Below are 16,676 nucleotides of genomic sequence, written 5' to 3'. Positions count from 1 at the left end.
TTCCTGTCGCACTGCGGGAATTGACCCGGACTGAACAGGGGCGTCCATCGCCTAAACCCCGACACTGGCGCGTCAAAAGGGCGCCCGCCGGTTATCCGACAAGCGAGCAGGGACCGGCACCACCTCGACGGCATCGCCGCTGCGGTGCACTCTCCCGCAAGAAGAATTTTCAGGGAGGCCGGGGTGCAGCTTACGCGTCGGGGATTTAGCATCGGGATGGCCGCCGCCGGCGCAACGCTGGCGATCGGATCGGCGCGGGCACAGGGCAAAGCGAAGACGGACCGGCCGATCGACACGATCGTTCTCGGCGCCGGTGTGTCTGGCCTAAACACTGCGGCGCTGCTGGAGAAAGAGGGCCAGAAGGTGTTGGTGCTGGAAGGGCGCCAGCGCGTCGGCGGGCGGGTGTTCACGCTGCTGGACCAGCCCGGCTACCCCGAAATGGGCTTCAACTCGATGGGCGAAGGCTATGGCCGCGGGCTGGATGCTGCCCAGCGGGCCGGTGTCGAGATGGTCGACATCACGCCGCGCTTCTATGGCGGCCCGCCGCAGGAATTGTGGCTGAACGGCAAGCGGATGACGCGTGAGGAATGGGCGCGGTCGCCAGTCAATCCCTTCCCGGATGCGCTGAAGGCCAATCTGCCCGGCGAAGTGGTCGGCAAGCTGGTCGCGCAGCACACAAGGCTGGCGGATTTCAGCACCTGGAACGATCCGGCCAACACTGCGCTCGATATTTCGCTGAACGCCTTCCTGAAGACGCAGGGCCTGAGCGATCCGGCCATCCGCCTGGCGAACGATCTGTCGCCCTATTACGGGATGAATGCGTTCGAAATGTCGCAGTTGATGATGGAGTTCAACGACGGCTTCATCAAGACGCAGATCGCTGTGGGGAAGAAGTCGCTGGCGGTGAAGGGCGGCAATATCCACCTGCCGCTGGGCATGGCGAAGCTGATCAAGGGCGACATCCTGCTCGGCAGGGAAATCGTCGCGATCGACGTGCAGCCGAACGGGGTGGAGGTCCGCTGTCTCGACGGATCGGTGTACCGCGCGGCGCGGGCGGTGTGCTCGCTGCCGTTTTCGACACTGCGCAACATCGCGGTAACGCCGGGCTTTACCGGCGCACAGGCGCAGGCGGTGCAGACGCTCGGCTATAACGGGCTGACCATCGCCTTCCTGACCGCGAGCGAGCCGTTCTGGCTGAACGACGGCCTGTCGCCGGCGATGTTCACCGATGACCAATTGGGCGTGGTGATGCCGCAGCGTTTTGGCGCCGATCCCAGCCAAATCACCGGCCTGACGGTTCAGGCGCGCGGCAACCTTGCCCAGATGTGGGATAGCATGGGCAAGGAAGCGGCGTTGCAGAATGTGGTCGCGCGGTTGGAGGCGCTGCGCCCCGCCGCCAAGGGCAAGGTGAAGGGCGCCGCGATGTTCAGTTGGTCGCAGGAGCGGTTCACTTTGGGGCAGATCGCCTATTTCAAGCCGGGCCAGGTAACGGCGTTCGCCAAGGTGATGGCCGCGCCGATGGGGCGGCTGCATTTCTGCGGCGAGCATACCGCCGAAGGGGCGCGCGGGCTGGAAGGTGCGCTGGAATCGTCCGAGCGTGTCGCCATCGAAGTGTTGACCGCATGATCCGCGCGATCGTCGCTGCGGCGCTGCTGGGGTGGAGCGCGCCGGTACTGGCGCAGGCCTTCGATCCCGCGACTGCGCCAACCGCTCCCGATTACGCCAAGGCGGAAAGCTGGGCCGCGCGGCCGGGGCAGGAAGGCGTCGCCGCTACCGTGCCGCAGGGTGCTTCGGGGCTGGCAAAGGCGCCCAAAGTGGATGTGTTTTATGTCCACCCCACGACGTTTAGCAGCGCGACGGCGTGGAACCAGGATCTGGGCGATGCCGAGACCAATCGCCGGACCGATGGCAGCGTCATCGCGCGGCAGGCGGCGATCTTCAACGGATGCTGCCGGGTGTTCGCACCGCGATACCGCCAGGCAGTGGGCCGCGCGGTGTTCCAGCTCGACGGCGCCGGGCGTCCGGCGTTCGACCTGGCCTATTCGGATGTGGAGCGCGCGTTCGACGACTATCTGAAGCGCGACAATCATGGCCGCCCGTTCATTCTGGTCGGCCATAGCCAGGGCGCGTGGCACATCGCCCAACTGCTGGAGCGCCGCATCGACGGCACGCCGCTCGCGAAGCGCATGGTGGCGGCCTATGTCGTGGGGATCAACCTGCTCGAGGGCGATTTCGGCACGCGCTACAAGGCGCTGCGGCCGTGCGACCGGCCAGCGCAGACCGGCTGCGTGATCGGATGGAACACCGTATTGCCGACGATGGTCCGGGCGCCGGCCGCGGCGATGATGTCGAAGAACTATGTCGCCAAATACGGCGATACGCCGGGCAAGCGCGCGCTGTGCATCAATCCGCTGACCTTCGATCGCGCCCGGCCGGCGGCCAGCCGGGAAGCGAGCAAGGGCGCGGTGCCGGGCGAAGCGGGTGCCGGCCCGGTGCTGCCGCTGCGCAAGGGATTGGTCGCGGTGCGGTGCGAGGATGACGGCTATCTGGTGGCGAAGCCCGATCCTGCACTGGATATGAAGCCATTAATGGGGGGAAGCATGCATTTTCACGACATGGGGCTGTTCTATGCCGATATCCGCGCCAATGCGGCGCAGCGGATTGCCGCTTTCGTGAAGGTGTCCAAATGAGCGCCCGCCTGATCGCGGCGGCGGCGTTGCTGCTCTCCGCGTCGTCCGCTCTGGCGCAAAGCGCCGACGAGGTTGCTGCAGGCGTCCCGATCCTGGAGCGCGGCAAGCCGGCGCCGCCGTCCGAACTGGCGGCGGACACGCCGATGCTGGGCGGCACCGTGATCCACAGCGAGCGGATCTTTGCTGAGCCGATGGGCTATCGCCCGTTGCGCATGGACATTTACCGCCCTGCCAAGCCGATCGCGGCGAAGCGTCCGCTGCTCATCTGGGTACATGGCGGCGGGTGGGTCGCGGGGACGCCGCAGGGTGCCGCAGCCTATGCCGACTGGCCGGGCGTGCTCGCGCGGATGGCGGCGCGGGGATATGTGGTTGCAGCAGTCAGCTATCGGCTGGCCAAGGAGGCGCCGTTCCCGGCAGCGATTCGTGACGTGAAGGCGGGTATCCGCTGGCTACGCAGCCAGGATGCGGCGTTCGGCATCGATACCGCTAAGGTGGGCATCTGGGGCGAATCCGCAGGCGGTCACCTGATCGGCGTGGCGGCGACGACGTGCGGCGTGGCCAAATTCGATCCCGTGGACGAGCGGCGTCGGCGCACGACCGACGTGCCCGCTGCGACACCACCGTCCGACTGCGTGCAGGCAGCGGTGGGCTGGTTCGGCATTTACGATTTCAACTTTGAAGGGCCGGTGAAAATCCCGCCCCAGCCGCCGGAAGATCCGACACGGTTGTTCGTGGGATGCACGACGGCGCAGTGCACGACTGCCCAGAAGACCTGGGTGTCGCCGGTCACCTATGTCGACAAAACGGATGCGCCGATGCTGCTGATCCACGGCGATGCCGATGTGGCGGTGCCCTATCAACAAAGCGAGCGGATGGCGGCGGTGCTGAAGGCGGCTGGAGTGCCGGTGGAAACGTTGATTCTGCCGGGCGCCAATCACGGCTGGCACGCCAAGACCCCCGAAGCCACCGCCGCAGCACATCGCAAGGCGCTGGCCGCGACGATCGCGTATTTTGATCGGACGTTCGGGCCGCAGCCCTGATGCTGCTCAGCTATCGCGGAGGTCGGCGCTGATATCGGCAAGCGGCTTTTCGGCCGCTTGCATCGATTCCATATCCTGCTGCATCCCGCGCAAGATGCGGGCGACATATTCCTTGGTCAGCACGCTGCGCGCATAGGCGGCGTCGGCATCGGGCGTATAGGCTTCGATGTCCTCGCGGCGGATCGTGCCGTTTGTCTCCAGCAGCCGTTCGACCGTGTCGAGCCGTTCCTTGAGCACCGACACTTCGCCCGCCACCGCCAGCAGGATCGACAGCATCCGCTCCGCGATGGGGTCGCCCAGGAAATCAGGGCGTTTGCCCTTGGCGCGGGTGCCGGCGCGGGCGATCCAGTCGATCTCGGTCATGCTGCGGGCTTCCATGCGCCATAGGCGTTCCACTTGGCGGTGCGGCCATAATCCTCTTCGTCCGGGGCGGGCGCGTCCGGGAAGATGCTGCGATCCGCGACGGCGCGCACGCCGGTGACGAACTGGCAGTCGCGGGGAAGGCCAGCCTCTGCCATGATCTGCTTCAAGTCGAGCGCGTGCATCGCCGACCAGAAGGGTTCGTTGTTGTTGAACGCGTCCCAGTCACGCAGGAACTGCTCATAGAGCGGCATGTCGTCGCTATATTGCGGCTGCTCCAGATGGAACATCAGCCCGCCGGGGGCGAGCACGCGAACGCCTTCGCGGATGATCGCGGGGAGTGATTTGCCTGACAGTTCGTGCAGGTACATCGTCGTCTGCACCCAATCGAAATGGCCGTCGGGGAAGGCGCCCATATGCTCGGCATCCATCTGGACGAAGCGGATGTTGTGGACGCCCAAAGCCTGCGCGCGGGCATGGCCATAGCGGAGAACCGGCGCGGCGGTGTCGATCGCGATCACCTCCGCATCGGGAAAGGCTTGCGCCAGCGGCACGATATTGTGGCCGATGGTGGCGCCCAGATCGAGGATGCGGCGCGGGCTCCAGTCGGGCCGCTCGCGCCGGATCCATTCGACCAGCGCCTGCCCCCCGCCATCGTTGAGTGCGCCGAGTTGGCCGCCGGTGGTGGCGAACAGGCCGCTGTCGTAATTGGCGCCGGCGGAGACGTCGCCGGGGCGTTCCTCGCCGTGGTAGCTGCCGGGCATGCAGTGGATGTCGACGGCGGCCTGATAGCGCGGCACGGCTACGTCCGGGTTCAGCGCCAGCGTGTCGCGACCGGCGTTGAAGTGCTGGGCCAGTGCATCCAGTTCGTCGAGTTGGCGCAGCACGATCGAGCGCCCGTTCTGCTGGCGCATCTCCATCGCATTGCGGCGGCAGGCGGACCAGAGCCGGTGCCAGGGATCGCGGTTCATCGCGTGGCGGACCTCGAACCGGTCCTGCGGATCTCGGCCCTGTTCGGCGCGGAAGGCGGGCAGCACGCGCGTTTCATAGGCCAGCTTGTTGCCGGCGCCGAGCGTGCCCGACATGTGCTTGTTGAAGTTCGCCAGGAAATTGTAGCGCGCCGCCTCGTCATGGCTGGGCTTGGGGAACATCGCGTGCTGGGTGACGGCGGTATAGGGCGGGGGAACGTCTTGCTTCATCACTTTACCCCGTGTTCGGCGATGCGCGGGTAGCGGCCGAGGGTGAGCAGGAGGGCGCCGCCGACCCCGAACAACAGCATCGCCGCCATCAGCATCGCATCATAGCGGCCAGTCGCATCGCGCACCGCGCCATAGAGGATGGGCGAAATCGCCGAACCCACCCCGAACGGCATGTAGAGCATGCCGTAGATCCGGCCGAAATGCGCCATCCCGAAATATTTGGCGGTGAGGAACGCGATCACGTCCGCCTCCGTGCCCGCAGCCACGCCGAGCAGGTAGCCGGCGATCATCAGCCAAGTGAGCGACGTGCCGGTGCCCATCAGCAACATGCAGGCGAAGGCGGGCAGCAGCAGCGCGGGAAAGGCGACGCCGGGCGCCCAGAGCCGATCGAACAGGAATCCGACGATCAACCGACCGGACAGGATGCCGATCGCCACCAGCCCCATCACGCCAGCCGCCACCTTGGGCGGGAAGCCGTGCAGCGCGACGATCTGCACCATGTGAATGTGCGCGCCGCCATAGGCGAAGGCGATGAACAGAATGGATGCGATCAGCACCCAGAAGCGATAGCTGCGCACCGCCTGACGCAGGGTGAGACCCCAGACGGCGCCCGAAGCATCGGTGACGCCGGGCGGGCATTCGTCGTGCCGGGGTTCGCGGAACCAGAGCAGCGCGACGGGGAGCGCGACCAGCAGGGGCAGCACCGCCAGCGCCGGAAACCCGGCCCGCCAGCCACCCCACTCGATCGCGCGCTCGGCGATCTGGGGCACGACCAATGCGGCAAGGCTGGTGCCCATCAACATGATTGCCAGGGCAAGCCCACGCTGGCGATCGAACCACATGCTGATTGCCCGGCTCCAGGAAACCGGCGTGGACCCGATCGCGACCAGGCCCAGCGCGGCCCAGCACGCGATATAGCCGACGGGATGGGTCGGCAGGAAATAGAAGGCGCCGAAGCCAAGGCCAAAGGCGGCGAGCGACCATAAGGCGACGCGCCGGACCCCGATCCGATCCGCCGCCGCGCCAAAGAGTGGCGCCATCAGTGCCGCGACCACCCCGAACACCGTGACGCCCGCACTGATCAGCGCGAAGCTCCAGCCCAGTTCGGCGTGGATCGGCCCGATCATCAGCGGCAGCACGTTGAACGGCAGAGGCGAGGCGCCGCAGGTGACGCCGAGCAACGCCGCGATCAGCGGTTTGGTGCCCAGGCGGAATTCCGAACGTGGCGCGGGTGCGTGCATGGTTTCCCCTATCGATTGGGCCACACGCTATGCCGCAGGGGCGAGCGTGCCAGCGTACATTCGATTTTGTCCGGCAGGCGGCGATCCCGCGATCTCCGCATGGACCGGCTGCCACCGCTGCCCGCACAGACCCGCACTGCAAAAGCGAGGAAGCTCTGAAACCCGTGTCCGTCGAACGCCTGATGACCCTGTTGTTCGTGCCCGGTGGACGGCCCGATCGCTTTGCCAAGGCATTGGCGAGCGGTGCCGACGCGGTGTGTGTCGATCTGGAAGATGCCGTGCCGCCAGCCGACAAGGCAGCGGCCCGCGCGGCAGCGATCGCCGCGCTGTCTGATCCTGCTACGCCCGGCCTGTCGCTGCGCATCAATGGCGTGACGACGCGGGCAGGGCTGGAGGATCTGGTCGCGCTTGCCGCTGCCGGCACGATGCCCGCGCTGCTGCTGGTGCCCAAGGTAGAGAGCGCCGAGGCGATCGAAGTGGTGCGGGGCGCGCTGGGCGATTCTTGCCCGCCGATCGTGCCGCTGATCGAAACGCCGAAGGGGCTGCGCCGCGCGCACGCCATCGCCAGCGCGCCCGGTGTGGCTGCGGCGATGTTCGGCGGCGGCGATCTGGCCGGTGAGTTGGGCGTGGCGCTGGCGTGGGAGCCGCTGTTCACGGCGCGCGGCCAGTTCGTGCTCGCCTGTGCCGAAGCCGGGGTGCCCGCGATCGACGTGCCGTTCCTCCATCTCGACGACGCTGCCGGCCTTGCCGACGAAACCCGCCGCGCCCGCGCGCTGGGCTTTGCGGCAAAGGCGGCGATCCATCCGGCGCAGATCGCGACAATCCGCGCTGGCCTCGCCCCCACACCCCAAGAAATCGCGGACGCGCAAGCGGCGGCGGCGGCGTTTGCTGCGGCCGGCGGCGCGGCCGTTCGCCACAAGGGGCGCATGCTCGAGGCTCCGATCATGCGCCGGTATTTCCGAATCCTGAGCCAAGCGGAGCAAGCACATGCGTGACGGTGTGATCGAGGTCGCCCCCGGGCGGTTTCGGGAAACTTTCGGTCGATCCTATGAGGATTTCGTAGTCGGCCATATCTACGAACATCGCCCGGGACGGACGATCACCGATGCCGACAATGTGTGGTTCACGTTGCTGACGATGAACACGCATCCGGCGCATTTCGATTATGAATTCGCGAAGAAAACCGAGTTCGGCAAGCCTCTGGTCTGTTCGCCGTTCACCGTCGCGCTGATGGTGGGGATGAGCGTTTCCGACGTCAGCCAGAAGGCCGTGGCCAATCTGGGCTGGGACAATATTCGGCTGACCAACCCCGTTTTCTGCGGCGACACGCTGTATGCGGAAAGCGAAGTGCTGGAAAAGCGCGAGTCCGCATCGCGCCCCGAACAGGGGATCGTGACCGTGCGAACGACGGGCAGGAACCAGCACGGCGAAGTGGTCTGCACCTTCAACCGCACCATGTTGATCTGGAAGCGCGGCTTCGGCTCGGTGAACGACTGATGAGCGGCACCCATCACATCCGCACCATCGATCCTGCCGACGAAGCGGCGCTGTTAGATGCCATCGACCTGTGGATCGAGCGCGAAGTGCGGCCCGTCGTCATGTACCATGACCACGGCGATATCTGGCCGGCCGCACTGGTCGAACAGATGAAGGAAATGGGCCTGTTCGGCGCGACGATCGGCCAGGAATATGGCGGGCTGGGCCTGCCCGCTACGACCTATGCCCGGATCATCGCGCGCATCGCTTCCTATTGGATGGCGATCACCGGCATCGTCAATTCGCACCTGATCATGGCCGCCGCCGTCGAACGCTTTGGCACCGAGGCGCAAAAGCAGGAATGGCTGCCCAAATTCGCGAGCGGCGAAATCCGCGGCGGGCTGGCGCTGACCGAGCCGGATGCGGGCACCGATCTGCAGGGCATCCGCACCTTGGCGGTGCGCGATGGCGATGACTATGTGATCAACGGCACCAAGACCTGGATCACCAACGGCGTCCAAGGCAGTTGCTTTGCGATGCTGGTGAAGACCGATCCCACCGCCGAGCCGCGATACAAGGGCATGAGCTTCTTCATCGTGCCCAAGGGGCCTGGGTTCGAGGTCAGCAAGAAGTTCGAGAAGCTGGGCTATAAGGCGATCGATAGCGCCGAGCTGAACTTCATCGACTATCGCGTGCCGGCGGCGAACCTGATCGGCGGCGTGGAGGGCGAAGGCTTTTTCCAGGCGACCGGCGGGCTGGAGCTGGGCCGGATCAACGTCGCAGCGCGCGGCGTCGGGCTGGCGCTGGGCGCACTGCGGCTGGCGACCGAATATGCCCAGATCCGCAAGACGATGGGCAAGCCGATCGCCCAGCACCAGGCGATCCAGTTGAAACTGGGCGAGATGGTGACGCGGGCGGAGGCGTCGCGGCTGCTCGTCGAGCAGGCGGCGCAGGCCTATGACCGTGGCGAGCGCTGCGACATGGAAGCCGGGATGGCGAAGTATTTCGCGTCCGAAGCGGCGGTGCGCAATGCCGAAGAGGCTATGCGGATCTTCGGCGGCTATTCCTACTCCAAGGAATATGAAATCGAGCGTTACTATCGCGACGCGCTGCTGATGTGCATCGGCGAAGGCACCAACGAAATGCAGCGCATGATCATCGCCAAGCAGTGGCTGAAGCGGAACCCCGCCTGATGCGCCTGCCGCTTGCCGGGGTCCGGATCCTTTCGGTCGAGCAATATGGCGCCGGGCCGTACGGCACGATGCTGCTCGCCCAATTGGGTGCGGAGGTAATCAAGATCGAAACGCCGGGCGCGGGCGATACCGCGCGTTCGGTGGGGCCGCATTTCCTGCGCGAGAAGGAAAGCCTGTTCTTCCAGACCTTCAACCTCAACAAGCGGTCGCTGACGCTCGACATTGATTGTGCAGAGGGGCAGGCGGTGCTGCACCGGCTGGCGGCGGGGGCAGATGCCGTCGCCAACAATCTGCGCGGCGACCTGCCCGAACGGCTGGGGCTGACCTATGCCAGGCTGGCGGCGGCGAACCCGGCGATCGTGTGCGCGCATCTGTCTGCCTATGGACGCGACAACAGCCGCGCCAAATGGCCCGGCTATGATTATCTGATGCAGGCCGAGGCGGGCTATCTGTCGATGACCGGCGAGCCGGACGGGCCGCCGGTGCGCTTTGGCCTGTCGATGGTCGATTTCATGACCGGCAGCATGATGTGTGTCGGCCTGCTGGCGGCGTTGCTGGATGCGACGAAGACCGGCGAGGGGCGTGACGTGGATGTCGACCTGCTCTCCACCGCGATTCACCAGACCAGCTATCCGGCGACCTGGTATCTGAACGAAGGCGATGTGACCGGGCGGGCGCCACGATCGGCGCATCCTTCGGTGGTGCCGAGCCAGTTGTTCCGGGCGAGCGACGGCTGGCTGTTCGTGATGGCGCAGATGCCGAAATTCTGGCTGCGGCTGATCGAGACGATGGGGTGCGCGGAACTGGCTGAAGACCCGCGCTTCGCCAGCCCCAAGGCACGGCTGGCGAACCGGGAGGTGCTGACCGAGCTGCTGGAGGCGCGGTTCGAGACCGCTACCGTGGCGGAGTGGGTCGATCGGCTGGGGGGGGCGGTGCCGGTGGCGCCGGTCTATGATCTGGCAGGGGCTCTCGATAACCCGTTCTTGGCCGAAACCGCGATGATCGACACGGTGGCGCATGCCGATCGCGCGGATCTGCGCGTGCTCGCCAATCCGATCCGGCTGGACGGCGATCGGCTGCCCGCACGCGCTGCGCCGCTGCTCGGCGGGGACACCGATGCGGTGCTGGCCGAAGCGGGCTACGATGCGGCGGAGATCGCGTCCTTGCGCGCCGGGGCCGTGCTCTGATGGGCAAGCTTGAGGGTCTTCGCGTCGTCGATCTGTCGCAGTTCCTGCCGGGGCCGATGCTGACGCTGATGCTCGCCGATCAGGGGGCGGAGGTGATCAAGGTCGAGCCGCTGGCGGGCGATCCGGCGCGCGGGCTGGAGCCGTTCGAGGGCGGCCAGTCGATCTGGTTCCGCAACACCAATCGCGGGAAGCAGAGCGTGGCGCTCGACCTGAAAAGCGATGCCGGGCGCGAGGCTTTATGGGCGCTGATCGACGATGCGGATGTGTTCGTCGAGGGGTTCCGCCCCGGCGTGATGCAGCGGCTGGGCTTTGGCTATGCGGCGGTGGCGGCGCGCAATCCGCAGATCGTCTATTGCTCGATCTCCGCCTTTGGCCAGAGCGGCGCGCGGGCGCATCACCCGGCGCATGATATGGCGGTGCAGGCGCTCGCCGGGTTCCTGTCGCTGAACGACGGGCCGGATGGGGCGCCGGTGGTGCCGGGGGTGCCGTCGACCGATATGGCGGCGGGGCTGACCGGCCTGTCGGCGGTGCTGATGGCGCTGATCGGGCGCGAGAAGAGCGGACGGGGCGATCATATTGATGTTGCGATGTTCGACGCGCTGCTGCCGTGGTGCGCGCATGTGGTGGGCGACGCGATCCATGGCGGGGACGCGCCGCGCTCGGCCAGCCAGCGCTCGTTGGGCGGGGCGGCGTTTTACAACGTCTATGCGACCAGCGATGGGCGCCATGTCGCGCTGGCTGGACGCGAGCCGAAATTCGCTGCGGCGTTGCTGGGGGCATTGGGGCGCGAAGACCTGATCGTGATGGCTGCGGCACCGGCGGGCGAAGCACAGGCGCCGCTAATTGCTTTCTTGCGCGAAACCTTTGCGATGCGAACGCAGGACGAATGGACGGCGTTCATGGCGGCGATCGACGTTGCCTATGCGCCGGTGCTCGATCTGCGCGAGGCGATGACGGCGCCGGAAATCGCCGAGCGGCGATTGGTCGTTGAGGCGGACGGCGCCCATCAGATTGCCCCCGCGATCCGCTTTGCCAGCCAGCCCGACTGGGCACCCGTGCCCGCGCCGGAACTGGACGCGCATGGTTGAACCGGCCGCCAGCCTGACCGAGCAACTGGCCGCGCATCTGCGCCGGTCGGTGCCGCTGGCGATGCGGCAGCGGGCGCGGCTGCACCTGCTCGATTGGCTGGGCTGCGTGGCCGGTGCGCGCCGGTCGGATACGGCGGCGCTGCAGCGGCGCGGGGGCGGCAGTGCGATCGAGCGGGCGACATGGCTGGGCAATTTGCTGGAAATGGACGACATCCATCGCACCGGCATCGTTCATCCCGGCCCGGTGATCTGGCCGGCTGCGCTCAGGGCCGGTGCGAGCATGGATGCCTGCCTGGATGCCGGCGTGCGCGGCTATGAGGCGATGGTGGCGGTGGCGGCGACGCTGGACGCGCATCATTACGCTTTTTGGCACCCCACAGCCACCGCGGGGAGCTTCGGTGCGGCGGCGGCGGCGGCGTCTTTGCTCGATCTGGACGCTGGCGCGACTGCGGACGCGCTGGGGCTGGCGGGATCAGTGACGGGCGGGCTGTGGCAGATGCGGCACGCGCCCGGGGACGGCAAGCAATGGCACCTTGCCCACGCCCGTGCGACCGGGATATCGGCGGCGCATCATACCCGCCACGGTGCGCGGGGACCGCGCCAGATATTGGAAGGGCCGCAGGGGCTGTACGCGGCGGCCTGCCGAGCACCTCGCCCGATGGTGTTGGGCGAGGGCTGGCGGATCGAAGAGGTCAGCTTCAAGCCTTGGGGTGCCTGCCGCCATGCTCATCCAGCGATCGATGCCGCGCTGTCGCTGAAGCGCGAGGGCAAGCTCACCGGCGAGATCACCGTCGCCGCCTATCGCGATGCGCTGACCTTTTGCGACCGGCCCGACCCGCAATCAGTGGTGCAGGCCAAATTCTCGCTGCAACATGCCATCGCGATCGTGATGGCGCGGGGCGTGCCGCAGCTCGCCGATTTCGAGCCGGAGGCGATTGCTGCGCTCGCGCCGGAGCGGGCGCTGGTGCGGGTCTTTGAGGAACCGGCGCTGACCGCCGCCTATCCCAAGCATTTCGGCGCGCGGGTGACGAGCGCGGCCGGATCGGTGCTGCGGACCGACACCTTCGGCGATCCCGAGCGGCCGATGGCGGAGGCCGATATTGTGGCGAAGGCGCGCACGCTGATGGCGTGGGGCGGTATCGATGCTGCCGGCACAGAGGCGGGCGTTGCGGCTGCGCTGGAGGCCGACGACACAACGCCGTTGTTAGACTGGCTGGAGGCGTGGCTGTGAGCGCCACTGCCCAGTTGATCGCCTTTGCCCGCGCCGAACACCGGTTGCCGCCGCCGGTCCGCGCGGCGGCGCTGGCGATGCTGGCCGATACGCTGGCCGTAGGTGCAGCGGGTGCGCGCGCGCCGGGTGCCGAGGGTGTCCGCGCCGCGGCTGCGGGTTGGGGCGCAGGCGAAGATTGCCGCATCCTCGGGATGTCCGCGAAGCTGCCCGCGACAGGCGCGGCCTTCGTCAACGCGTTTCAGATCCATTGCCTCGAATGGGATGCGCTGCACGAGCCGGCGGTGGTCCATGCGCTGTCCACCGTCACCGCCGCGCTGCTCGCGGCGATCGGGCGGCGGGGCGGATGCGATCCTGAGGCGGCGCTCTCGGCGCTTGCCGTGGGCGTCGACGTAGCGAGCGGGCTGGGCCTGATCGCGCGGACGCCGTTGCGTTTCTTCCGCCCGGCAACTGCCGGCACGGTCGGCGCTGCGCTGGCGGTGGCGCGGATCGAGGGCATCGAGCGGTTCGACGATGTGCTCGGCCTTGCCGTCGCGCAGGTTGCCGGCACGATGCAGGCGCATGTCGAAGGATCGATCGCTCTGCCGTTGCAGGTCGCCAATGCCGCCCGCGCCGCGATCGCTGCGGTGGACCTAGTCGCGGTCGGGCTGAGCGGCCCGCACGGCGCGCTGGAGGGGCCGTTCGGATACCTCAAGCTGTTCGATGAAGGCGATCTGGGCAGCTATACCGCGCGGGCCGGATCGGTGTGGCGGATCGCCGAATGTTCGATCAAGCCCTGGCCATCGGGGCGCGCCAGCCATGCCCTGCTTTCCGCGATCGATACGCTGCTGGGCGAAGGCGCGATCGATGCGAAGCGGATCGACACGATCGAACTGTTCGCGCCGCCGCTGATCGCCCGGCTGGTCGGTCGCGCGCCGGTGGTGGGGATGGCGCCCGGCTATGCCCGGCTGTGCCTGCCGCTGCTGACGGCGCTAATGCTGCAGGACGGGCGGATTGATCCTCGCCGCTTCACCCCCGAAAGCCTGGACGATCCCTCAGTGCTGGCGCTGGCCGCGCGCGTTCGGATCACGCTGGACGGCAATGCAGATCCCAACGCGCTTGGCCCCCAACGGATGGTGGTGACGTTGACCGACGGCACCACCATCGAACGCGCCATCCCGAACACGCTGGGCCATCCCGATGCGTCGATGACCCCCACGCAAACCCGCGCGAAGCTGGCGCTTGCCGCCGAGCTTGCCCCCCAGGCCGATCCCCGGATCTTCACCGATCCGCTCGGCTATTTCGCCTGTCCGGAGCCATGATGACGCCCCCGAGCTATTTCGAATCCTTCGACGCGCGCCAGATGCTGGCGGACTATCCGGTCGGCGACGCCTTTGTTGCGCGCTATACCGGCATGAGCCGCGATGAACTGTTCGCGCTGCAGAACCAGCGTTTTCTCACGCTGATGCGGCGCGGGTGGCAGATCCCCTTCTATCAACGGCTCTGGGGCGCGAAGGGGATCGAGCCGGGCGATATCCGCAGCCTGGAGGACATCGTCCTGCTGCCGGTGTACGACAAGAGCGACCTGATGGCATCGGTGGCGGCGCATCCGCCGTTCGGCGACTTTGCCGGGCTGGCCGATGATCCGGCGCGGCCGCCGGTGATCTTCCACACCACGTCGGGCACCACCGGGCGGCCCCAGCCTTTGCTGTTCGGGCCGAAGGGGCGGGAGGTGACCAACCTGCTCGTCGGCCGCATGTATCGCTGGCAGGGCATGGGCCACCGCGACGTGGTGCAGTCGGTCTATGGTCATGGCATGATCAACGGCGGCCATTATGTGCGCGAGGCCGTCACCCACTTCACCAACGCCTTGTTCCTGTCGGCCGGTACGGGGATCGAGACGCGATCGACGGCCCAGGTGGCGCTGATGGCCGATTTCGGCGTCACCGCGCTGGTCGGCTTTGTCGATTACATCCGCAAGCTGTCGGACGTGGCGCGGGCCGAGGGGCTGGCGGATCGGATCGCCATCAAGATGATCTGCGGCCATCTCGGCTCAGATGATCGCAGCGCGATCGAAAGCGCCTGGGGCGGCGCCAAGGCGTTCGACTGGTACGGTGTCGGCGATACCGGGGCGATCGCCGGAGAGGGGCCGGAACGCGACGGGCTGTATGTTTGGGAAGACGCGCAATATCTGGAGCTGCTCGATGTCGACAGTGGCGCGCCGGTGGCGCCGGGCGGGCTGGGCGACATGGTCGTCACCTGCCTGTTCAAGGACGATATCGCCCCCTGCATCCGCTTTAACACCCATGACGTGACGCAGGAGCTGACCGGCACCAATGCGACCGGCATGGCGTTCAAGCGGATCGCCGGGTTCAAGGGCCGCAGCGACAATATGGTCAAGCTGCGCGGGATCAATGTGTTCCCGCACGCGATCGGCGTGCTGATCGAGAACCGGGCCGACCTGACCGGCGAATATGTCTGCCACCTGACCCGCGACGCGACCGGGCGCGAGGATATGCGGGTGACGCTGGAGACGCGCGGCGGCAGCGATGCGGGTGATCTGGGCACGATGCTGCGCAAGGGCCTGGGCGTCGAAGTGGCGATCGCATTGGTGGCGCCGGGCGAGACCGCCGCCGTCACCCAGATCGACGTGCGGCAGAAGCCGATCCGGTTGATCGACGAGCGCGGCAAGTGAACGACTGGCACCGGATCGATATCGCGGGATTGCATGCGGCCTATGCCGCCGGCAGTGCCGACCCGCAGGCGGTGCTGGCGCACCATCTGGAGCGGATCGAACGGATCGATCCGGCGCTGCGCAGCTTCATCGCGCTGGATCGGGCCGGTGCGCAGGCGGCTGCAGCGGAAAGTGCTGCGCGCTGGCGGGATGGCACGGCACGGGCGCTGGAAGGCGTGCCGGTGGCGGTGAAAGCCAATCTGGCGGTCGCGGGGCTGGAATGGAACGCCGGCATGGGCGCGCGGCGCGGCGTGATCGCCGGGCGCGATGCTGCTGCGGTGGCGCGGCTCCGGGATGCGGGGGCGATCGTGCTGGGTACGCTCAACATGCACGAAGCGGCGTTGGGCGCGACATCGGACAATCCGTTCTTCGGCCGGGTGGCCAATCCGCACGATACGGGTCGCACGCCGGGCGGGTCGTCGGGCGGCAGCGGTGCGGCGGTGGCGGGGGGCCTATGCACCGTCGCTCTGGGCACCGACACTATGGGATCGGTACGCATTCCGGCGGCCTATACCGGCATCTATGGTCTGAAGCCGAGCAACGGGCAGGTGCCGGACGACGGACTTGTCCCGCTGGGCCGCGCGCTCGATACGATCGGCCCGCTGGCGCGTTCGATCGGTGATCTGGCGGTGCTGCTCGACGTCCTCGCACCGGGGCTGGGTGAGGGCTGTGACCCGACGCGGTTGTTCGTGCCCGATGCTGCGCTGATTGAACCCTGCGAACCCGCTATCGCCACCGCGCATGCCCGCGCGTGCACCGCGCTGGGCTTGCCGGTTGAGACGATCACCTTGTCCGACAGTCCCGGTAGCGTGCAGGCGGCGGGTTTCGTCAGCGTCGCACGGGAGCTGGAGGTGTATCTGGGCGATACCCCGCGCGACCGGCTGTCGCCCGAACTATGCTTCCTGCTAGACTATGCCGCCCGCGCGGACGCCGAACGGTCTGCTGCAGTGCTGGCCCGCACGCGCGCTACGCTGCTGGCGGCGATCGGCGAAGACGGCGTGCTGCTGACCCCCGCCGCGCCGCAGGCGGCGTTTCCGCATACGAACCGCCCTCCCGCCAATCAGGCGATGTTCACCGCGCTGGCCAATGTCGCCGGCCTGCCCGCGCTGGTCGTCCCCGCCGGCACCGACGCGGCCGGCATGCCCGTCGCGGTGCAGTTGATTGGCGCGTCGGGTGCGGACCGCGCGCTGCTGCGCCTCGCCCGCCGGATCGACACCGGTTTCGTTCCATCCCCCATCCTGTTGTCCTGAAGGAGCGTGCC

General features: G+C 67.5%; 15 protein-coding genes. 12 read left to right on the top strand and 3 right to left on the bottom strand.

The window, feature by feature from the left end:
* The first annotated feature begins 216 nt into the window (after positions 1 to 216).
* Genes EWE75_RS03320 through EWE75_RS03310 form a run of 3 tightly spaced genes read left to right on the top strand, consistent with a single transcriptional unit; the run spans position 217 to position 3,730 of the window.
* Positions 217 to 1,626 (top strand): flavin monoamine oxidase family protein, encoded by a 1,410-nt coding sequence (locus tag EWE75_RS03320; protein ID WP_130155273.1) that lies wholly within the window; start codon positions 217 to 219, stop codon positions 1,624 to 1,626.
* A complete protein-coding gene (locus EWE75_RS03315) occupies positions 1,623 to 2,690 on the top strand; it encodes a DUF3089 domain-containing protein (protein ID WP_130155272.1) in 1,068 nt (355 codons plus the stop codon). The genes EWE75_RS03320 and EWE75_RS03315 overlap by 4 nt, the downstream gene beginning before the upstream one ends.
* Positions 2,687 to 3,730 carry an alpha/beta hydrolase gene (locus EWE75_RS03310; RefSeq protein WP_130155271.1) on the top strand — a complete coding sequence of 348 codons (1,044 nt, stop codon included), beginning with the start codon at positions 2,687 to 2,689 and terminating at the stop codon, positions 3,728 to 3,730. Before EWE75_RS03315 ends, EWE75_RS03310 begins: the two co-directional genes overlap by 4 nt.
* A gap of 6 nt (positions 3,731 to 3,736) precedes the next feature.
* Here EWE75_RS03310 and EWE75_RS03305 read toward each other — a convergent pair whose 3' ends face one another.
* Genes EWE75_RS03305 through EWE75_RS03295 form a run of 3 tightly spaced genes read right to left on the bottom strand, consistent with a single transcriptional unit; the run spans position 3,737 to position 6,530 of the window.
* Entirely contained in the window at positions 3,737 to 4,093 is a 357-nt protein-coding gene (locus EWE75_RS03305) for a hypothetical protein (RefSeq protein WP_231708188.1), read from the bottom strand.
* On the bottom strand, positions 4,090 to 5,289 hold the full coding sequence (locus EWE75_RS03300) for a class I SAM-dependent methyltransferase (protein ID WP_130155269.1): 1,200 nt from the start codon (positions 5,287 to 5,289) through the stop codon (positions 4,090 to 4,092). Before EWE75_RS03300 ends, EWE75_RS03305 begins: the two co-directional genes overlap by 4 nt.
* On the bottom strand, positions 5,289 to 6,530 hold the full coding sequence (locus tag EWE75_RS03295) for an MFS transporter (RefSeq protein WP_206364662.1): 1,242 nt from the start codon (positions 6,528 to 6,530) through the stop codon (positions 5,289 to 5,291). Before EWE75_RS03295 ends, EWE75_RS03300 begins: the two co-directional genes overlap by 1 nt.
* A 182-nt stretch (positions 6,531 to 6,712) precedes the next feature.
* Here EWE75_RS03295 and EWE75_RS03290 point away from each other — a divergent pair, with 182 nt between their 5' ends.
* The 9 genes from EWE75_RS03290 to EWE75_RS03250 are packed head-to-tail and all read left to right on the top strand — an operon-like array spanning position 6,713 to position 16,665.
* On the top strand, positions 6,713 to 7,525 hold the full coding sequence (locus EWE75_RS03290; protein ID WP_130155268.1) for an HpcH/HpaI aldolase/citrate lyase family protein: 813 nt from the start codon (positions 6,713 to 6,715) through the stop codon (positions 7,523 to 7,525).
* Positions 7,518 to 8,027, top strand: a complete 510-nt coding sequence (locus tag EWE75_RS03285; protein ID WP_130155267.1) for a MaoC family dehydratase — start codon at positions 7,518 to 7,520, stop codon at positions 8,025 to 8,027. Before EWE75_RS03290 ends, EWE75_RS03285 begins: the two co-directional genes overlap by 8 nt.
* Positions 8,027 to 9,199: an acyl-CoA dehydrogenase family protein gene (locus EWE75_RS03280; RefSeq protein WP_130155266.1), complete on the top strand. Its 1,173-nt coding sequence runs from the start codon at positions 8,027 to 8,029 to the stop codon at positions 9,197 to 9,199. Before EWE75_RS03285 ends, EWE75_RS03280 begins: the two co-directional genes overlap by 1 nt.
* On the top strand, positions 9,199 to 10,386 hold the full coding sequence (locus EWE75_RS03275) for a CaiB/BaiF CoA transferase family protein (protein ID WP_130155265.1): 1,188 nt from the start codon (positions 9,199 to 9,201) through the stop codon (positions 10,384 to 10,386). The genes EWE75_RS03280 and EWE75_RS03275 overlap by 1 nt, the downstream gene beginning before the upstream one ends.
* Complete coding sequence (locus EWE75_RS03270; protein ID WP_130155264.1) at positions 10,386 to 11,474, top strand: CaiB/BaiF CoA transferase family protein; 1,089 nt, start codon at positions 10,386 to 10,388, stop codon at positions 11,472 to 11,474. Before EWE75_RS03275 ends, EWE75_RS03270 begins: the two co-directional genes overlap by 1 nt.
* Positions 11,467 to 12,705, top strand: coding sequence for an MmgE/PrpD family protein (locus tag EWE75_RS03265; RefSeq protein ID WP_130155263.1), 1,239 nt, complete (start codon positions 11,467 to 11,469; stop codon positions 12,703 to 12,705). Before EWE75_RS03270 ends, EWE75_RS03265 begins: the two co-directional genes overlap by 8 nt.
* Positions 12,702 to 14,003, top strand: a complete 1,302-nt coding sequence (locus tag EWE75_RS03260; RefSeq protein WP_130155262.1) for an MmgE/PrpD family protein — start codon at positions 12,702 to 12,704, stop codon at positions 14,001 to 14,003. The genes EWE75_RS03265 and EWE75_RS03260 overlap by 4 nt, the downstream gene beginning before the upstream one ends.
* A complete protein-coding gene (locus EWE75_RS03255; RefSeq protein WP_130155261.1) occupies positions 14,003 to 15,376 on the top strand; it encodes a phenylacetate--CoA ligase family protein in 1,374 nt (457 codons plus the stop codon). Before EWE75_RS03260 ends, EWE75_RS03255 begins: the two co-directional genes overlap by 1 nt.
* The gene (locus EWE75_RS03250) at positions 15,373 to 16,665 is read left to right on the top strand and encodes an amidase (protein WP_130155260.1); all 1,293 of its coding nucleotides are present in this window, start codon (positions 15,373 to 15,375) and stop codon (positions 16,663 to 16,665) included. The genes EWE75_RS03255 and EWE75_RS03250 overlap by 4 nt, the downstream gene beginning before the upstream one ends.
* Positions 16,666 to 16,676: the final 11 nt, after the last annotated feature.

Origin of the sequence: Sphingomonas populi, from assembly GCF_004208535.1 — a bacterium.
Classification (GTDB): Bacteria; Pseudomonadota; Alphaproteobacteria; order Sphingomonadales; family Sphingomonadaceae; genus Sphingomonas; species Sphingomonas populi.
Note: the sequence above shows the minus strand (reverse complement) of the source record. Positions and strands in the feature narration are given on the sequence as shown.

Excerpts from the sequence above, each read along its gene's own strand:
- EWE75_RS03320 (WP_130155273.1), top strand. The coding sequence starts at position 217 with ATGGCCGCCGCCGGCGCAACGCTGGCGATCGGATCGGCGCGGGCACAG.
- EWE75_RS03315 (WP_130155272.1), top strand. The coding sequence starts at position 1,623 with ATGATCCGCGCGATCGTCGCTGCGGCGCTGCTGGGGTGGAGCGCGCCG.
- EWE75_RS03310 (WP_130155271.1), top strand. The coding sequence starts at position 2,687 with ATGAGCGCCCGCCTGATCGCGGCGGCGGCGTTGCTGCTCTCCGCGTCG.
- EWE75_RS03305 (WP_231708188.1), bottom strand. The coding sequence starts at position 4,093 with ATGACCGAGATCGACTGGATCGCCCGCGCCGGCACCCGCGCCAAGGGC.
- EWE75_RS03300 (WP_130155269.1), bottom strand. The coding sequence starts at position 5,289 with ATGAAGCAAGACGTTCCCCCGCCCTATACCGCCGTCACCCAGCACGCG.
- EWE75_RS03295 (WP_206364662.1), bottom strand. The coding sequence starts at position 6,530 with ATGCACGCACCCGCGCCACGTTCGGAATTCCGCCTGGGCACCAAACCG.
- EWE75_RS03290 (WP_130155268.1), top strand. The coding sequence starts at position 6,713 with ATGACCCTGTTGTTCGTGCCCGGTGGACGGCCCGATCGCTTTGCCAAG.
- EWE75_RS03285 (WP_130155267.1), top strand. The coding sequence starts at position 7,518 with ATGCGTGACGGTGTGATCGAGGTCGCCCCCGGGCGGTTTCGGGAAACT.
- EWE75_RS03280 (WP_130155266.1), top strand. The coding sequence starts at position 8,027 with ATGAGCGGCACCCATCACATCCGCACCATCGATCCTGCCGACGAAGCG.
- EWE75_RS03275 (WP_130155265.1), top strand. The coding sequence starts at position 9,199 with ATGCGCCTGCCGCTTGCCGGGGTCCGGATCCTTTCGGTCGAGCAATAT.
- EWE75_RS03270 (WP_130155264.1), top strand. The coding sequence starts at position 10,386 with ATGGGCAAGCTTGAGGGTCTTCGCGTCGTCGATCTGTCGCAGTTCCTG.
- EWE75_RS03265 (WP_130155263.1), top strand. The coding sequence starts at position 11,467 with ATGGTTGAACCGGCCGCCAGCCTGACCGAGCAACTGGCCGCGCATCTG.
- EWE75_RS03255 (WP_130155261.1), top strand. The coding sequence starts at position 14,003 with ATGACGCCCCCGAGCTATTTCGAATCCTTCGACGCGCGCCAGATGCTG.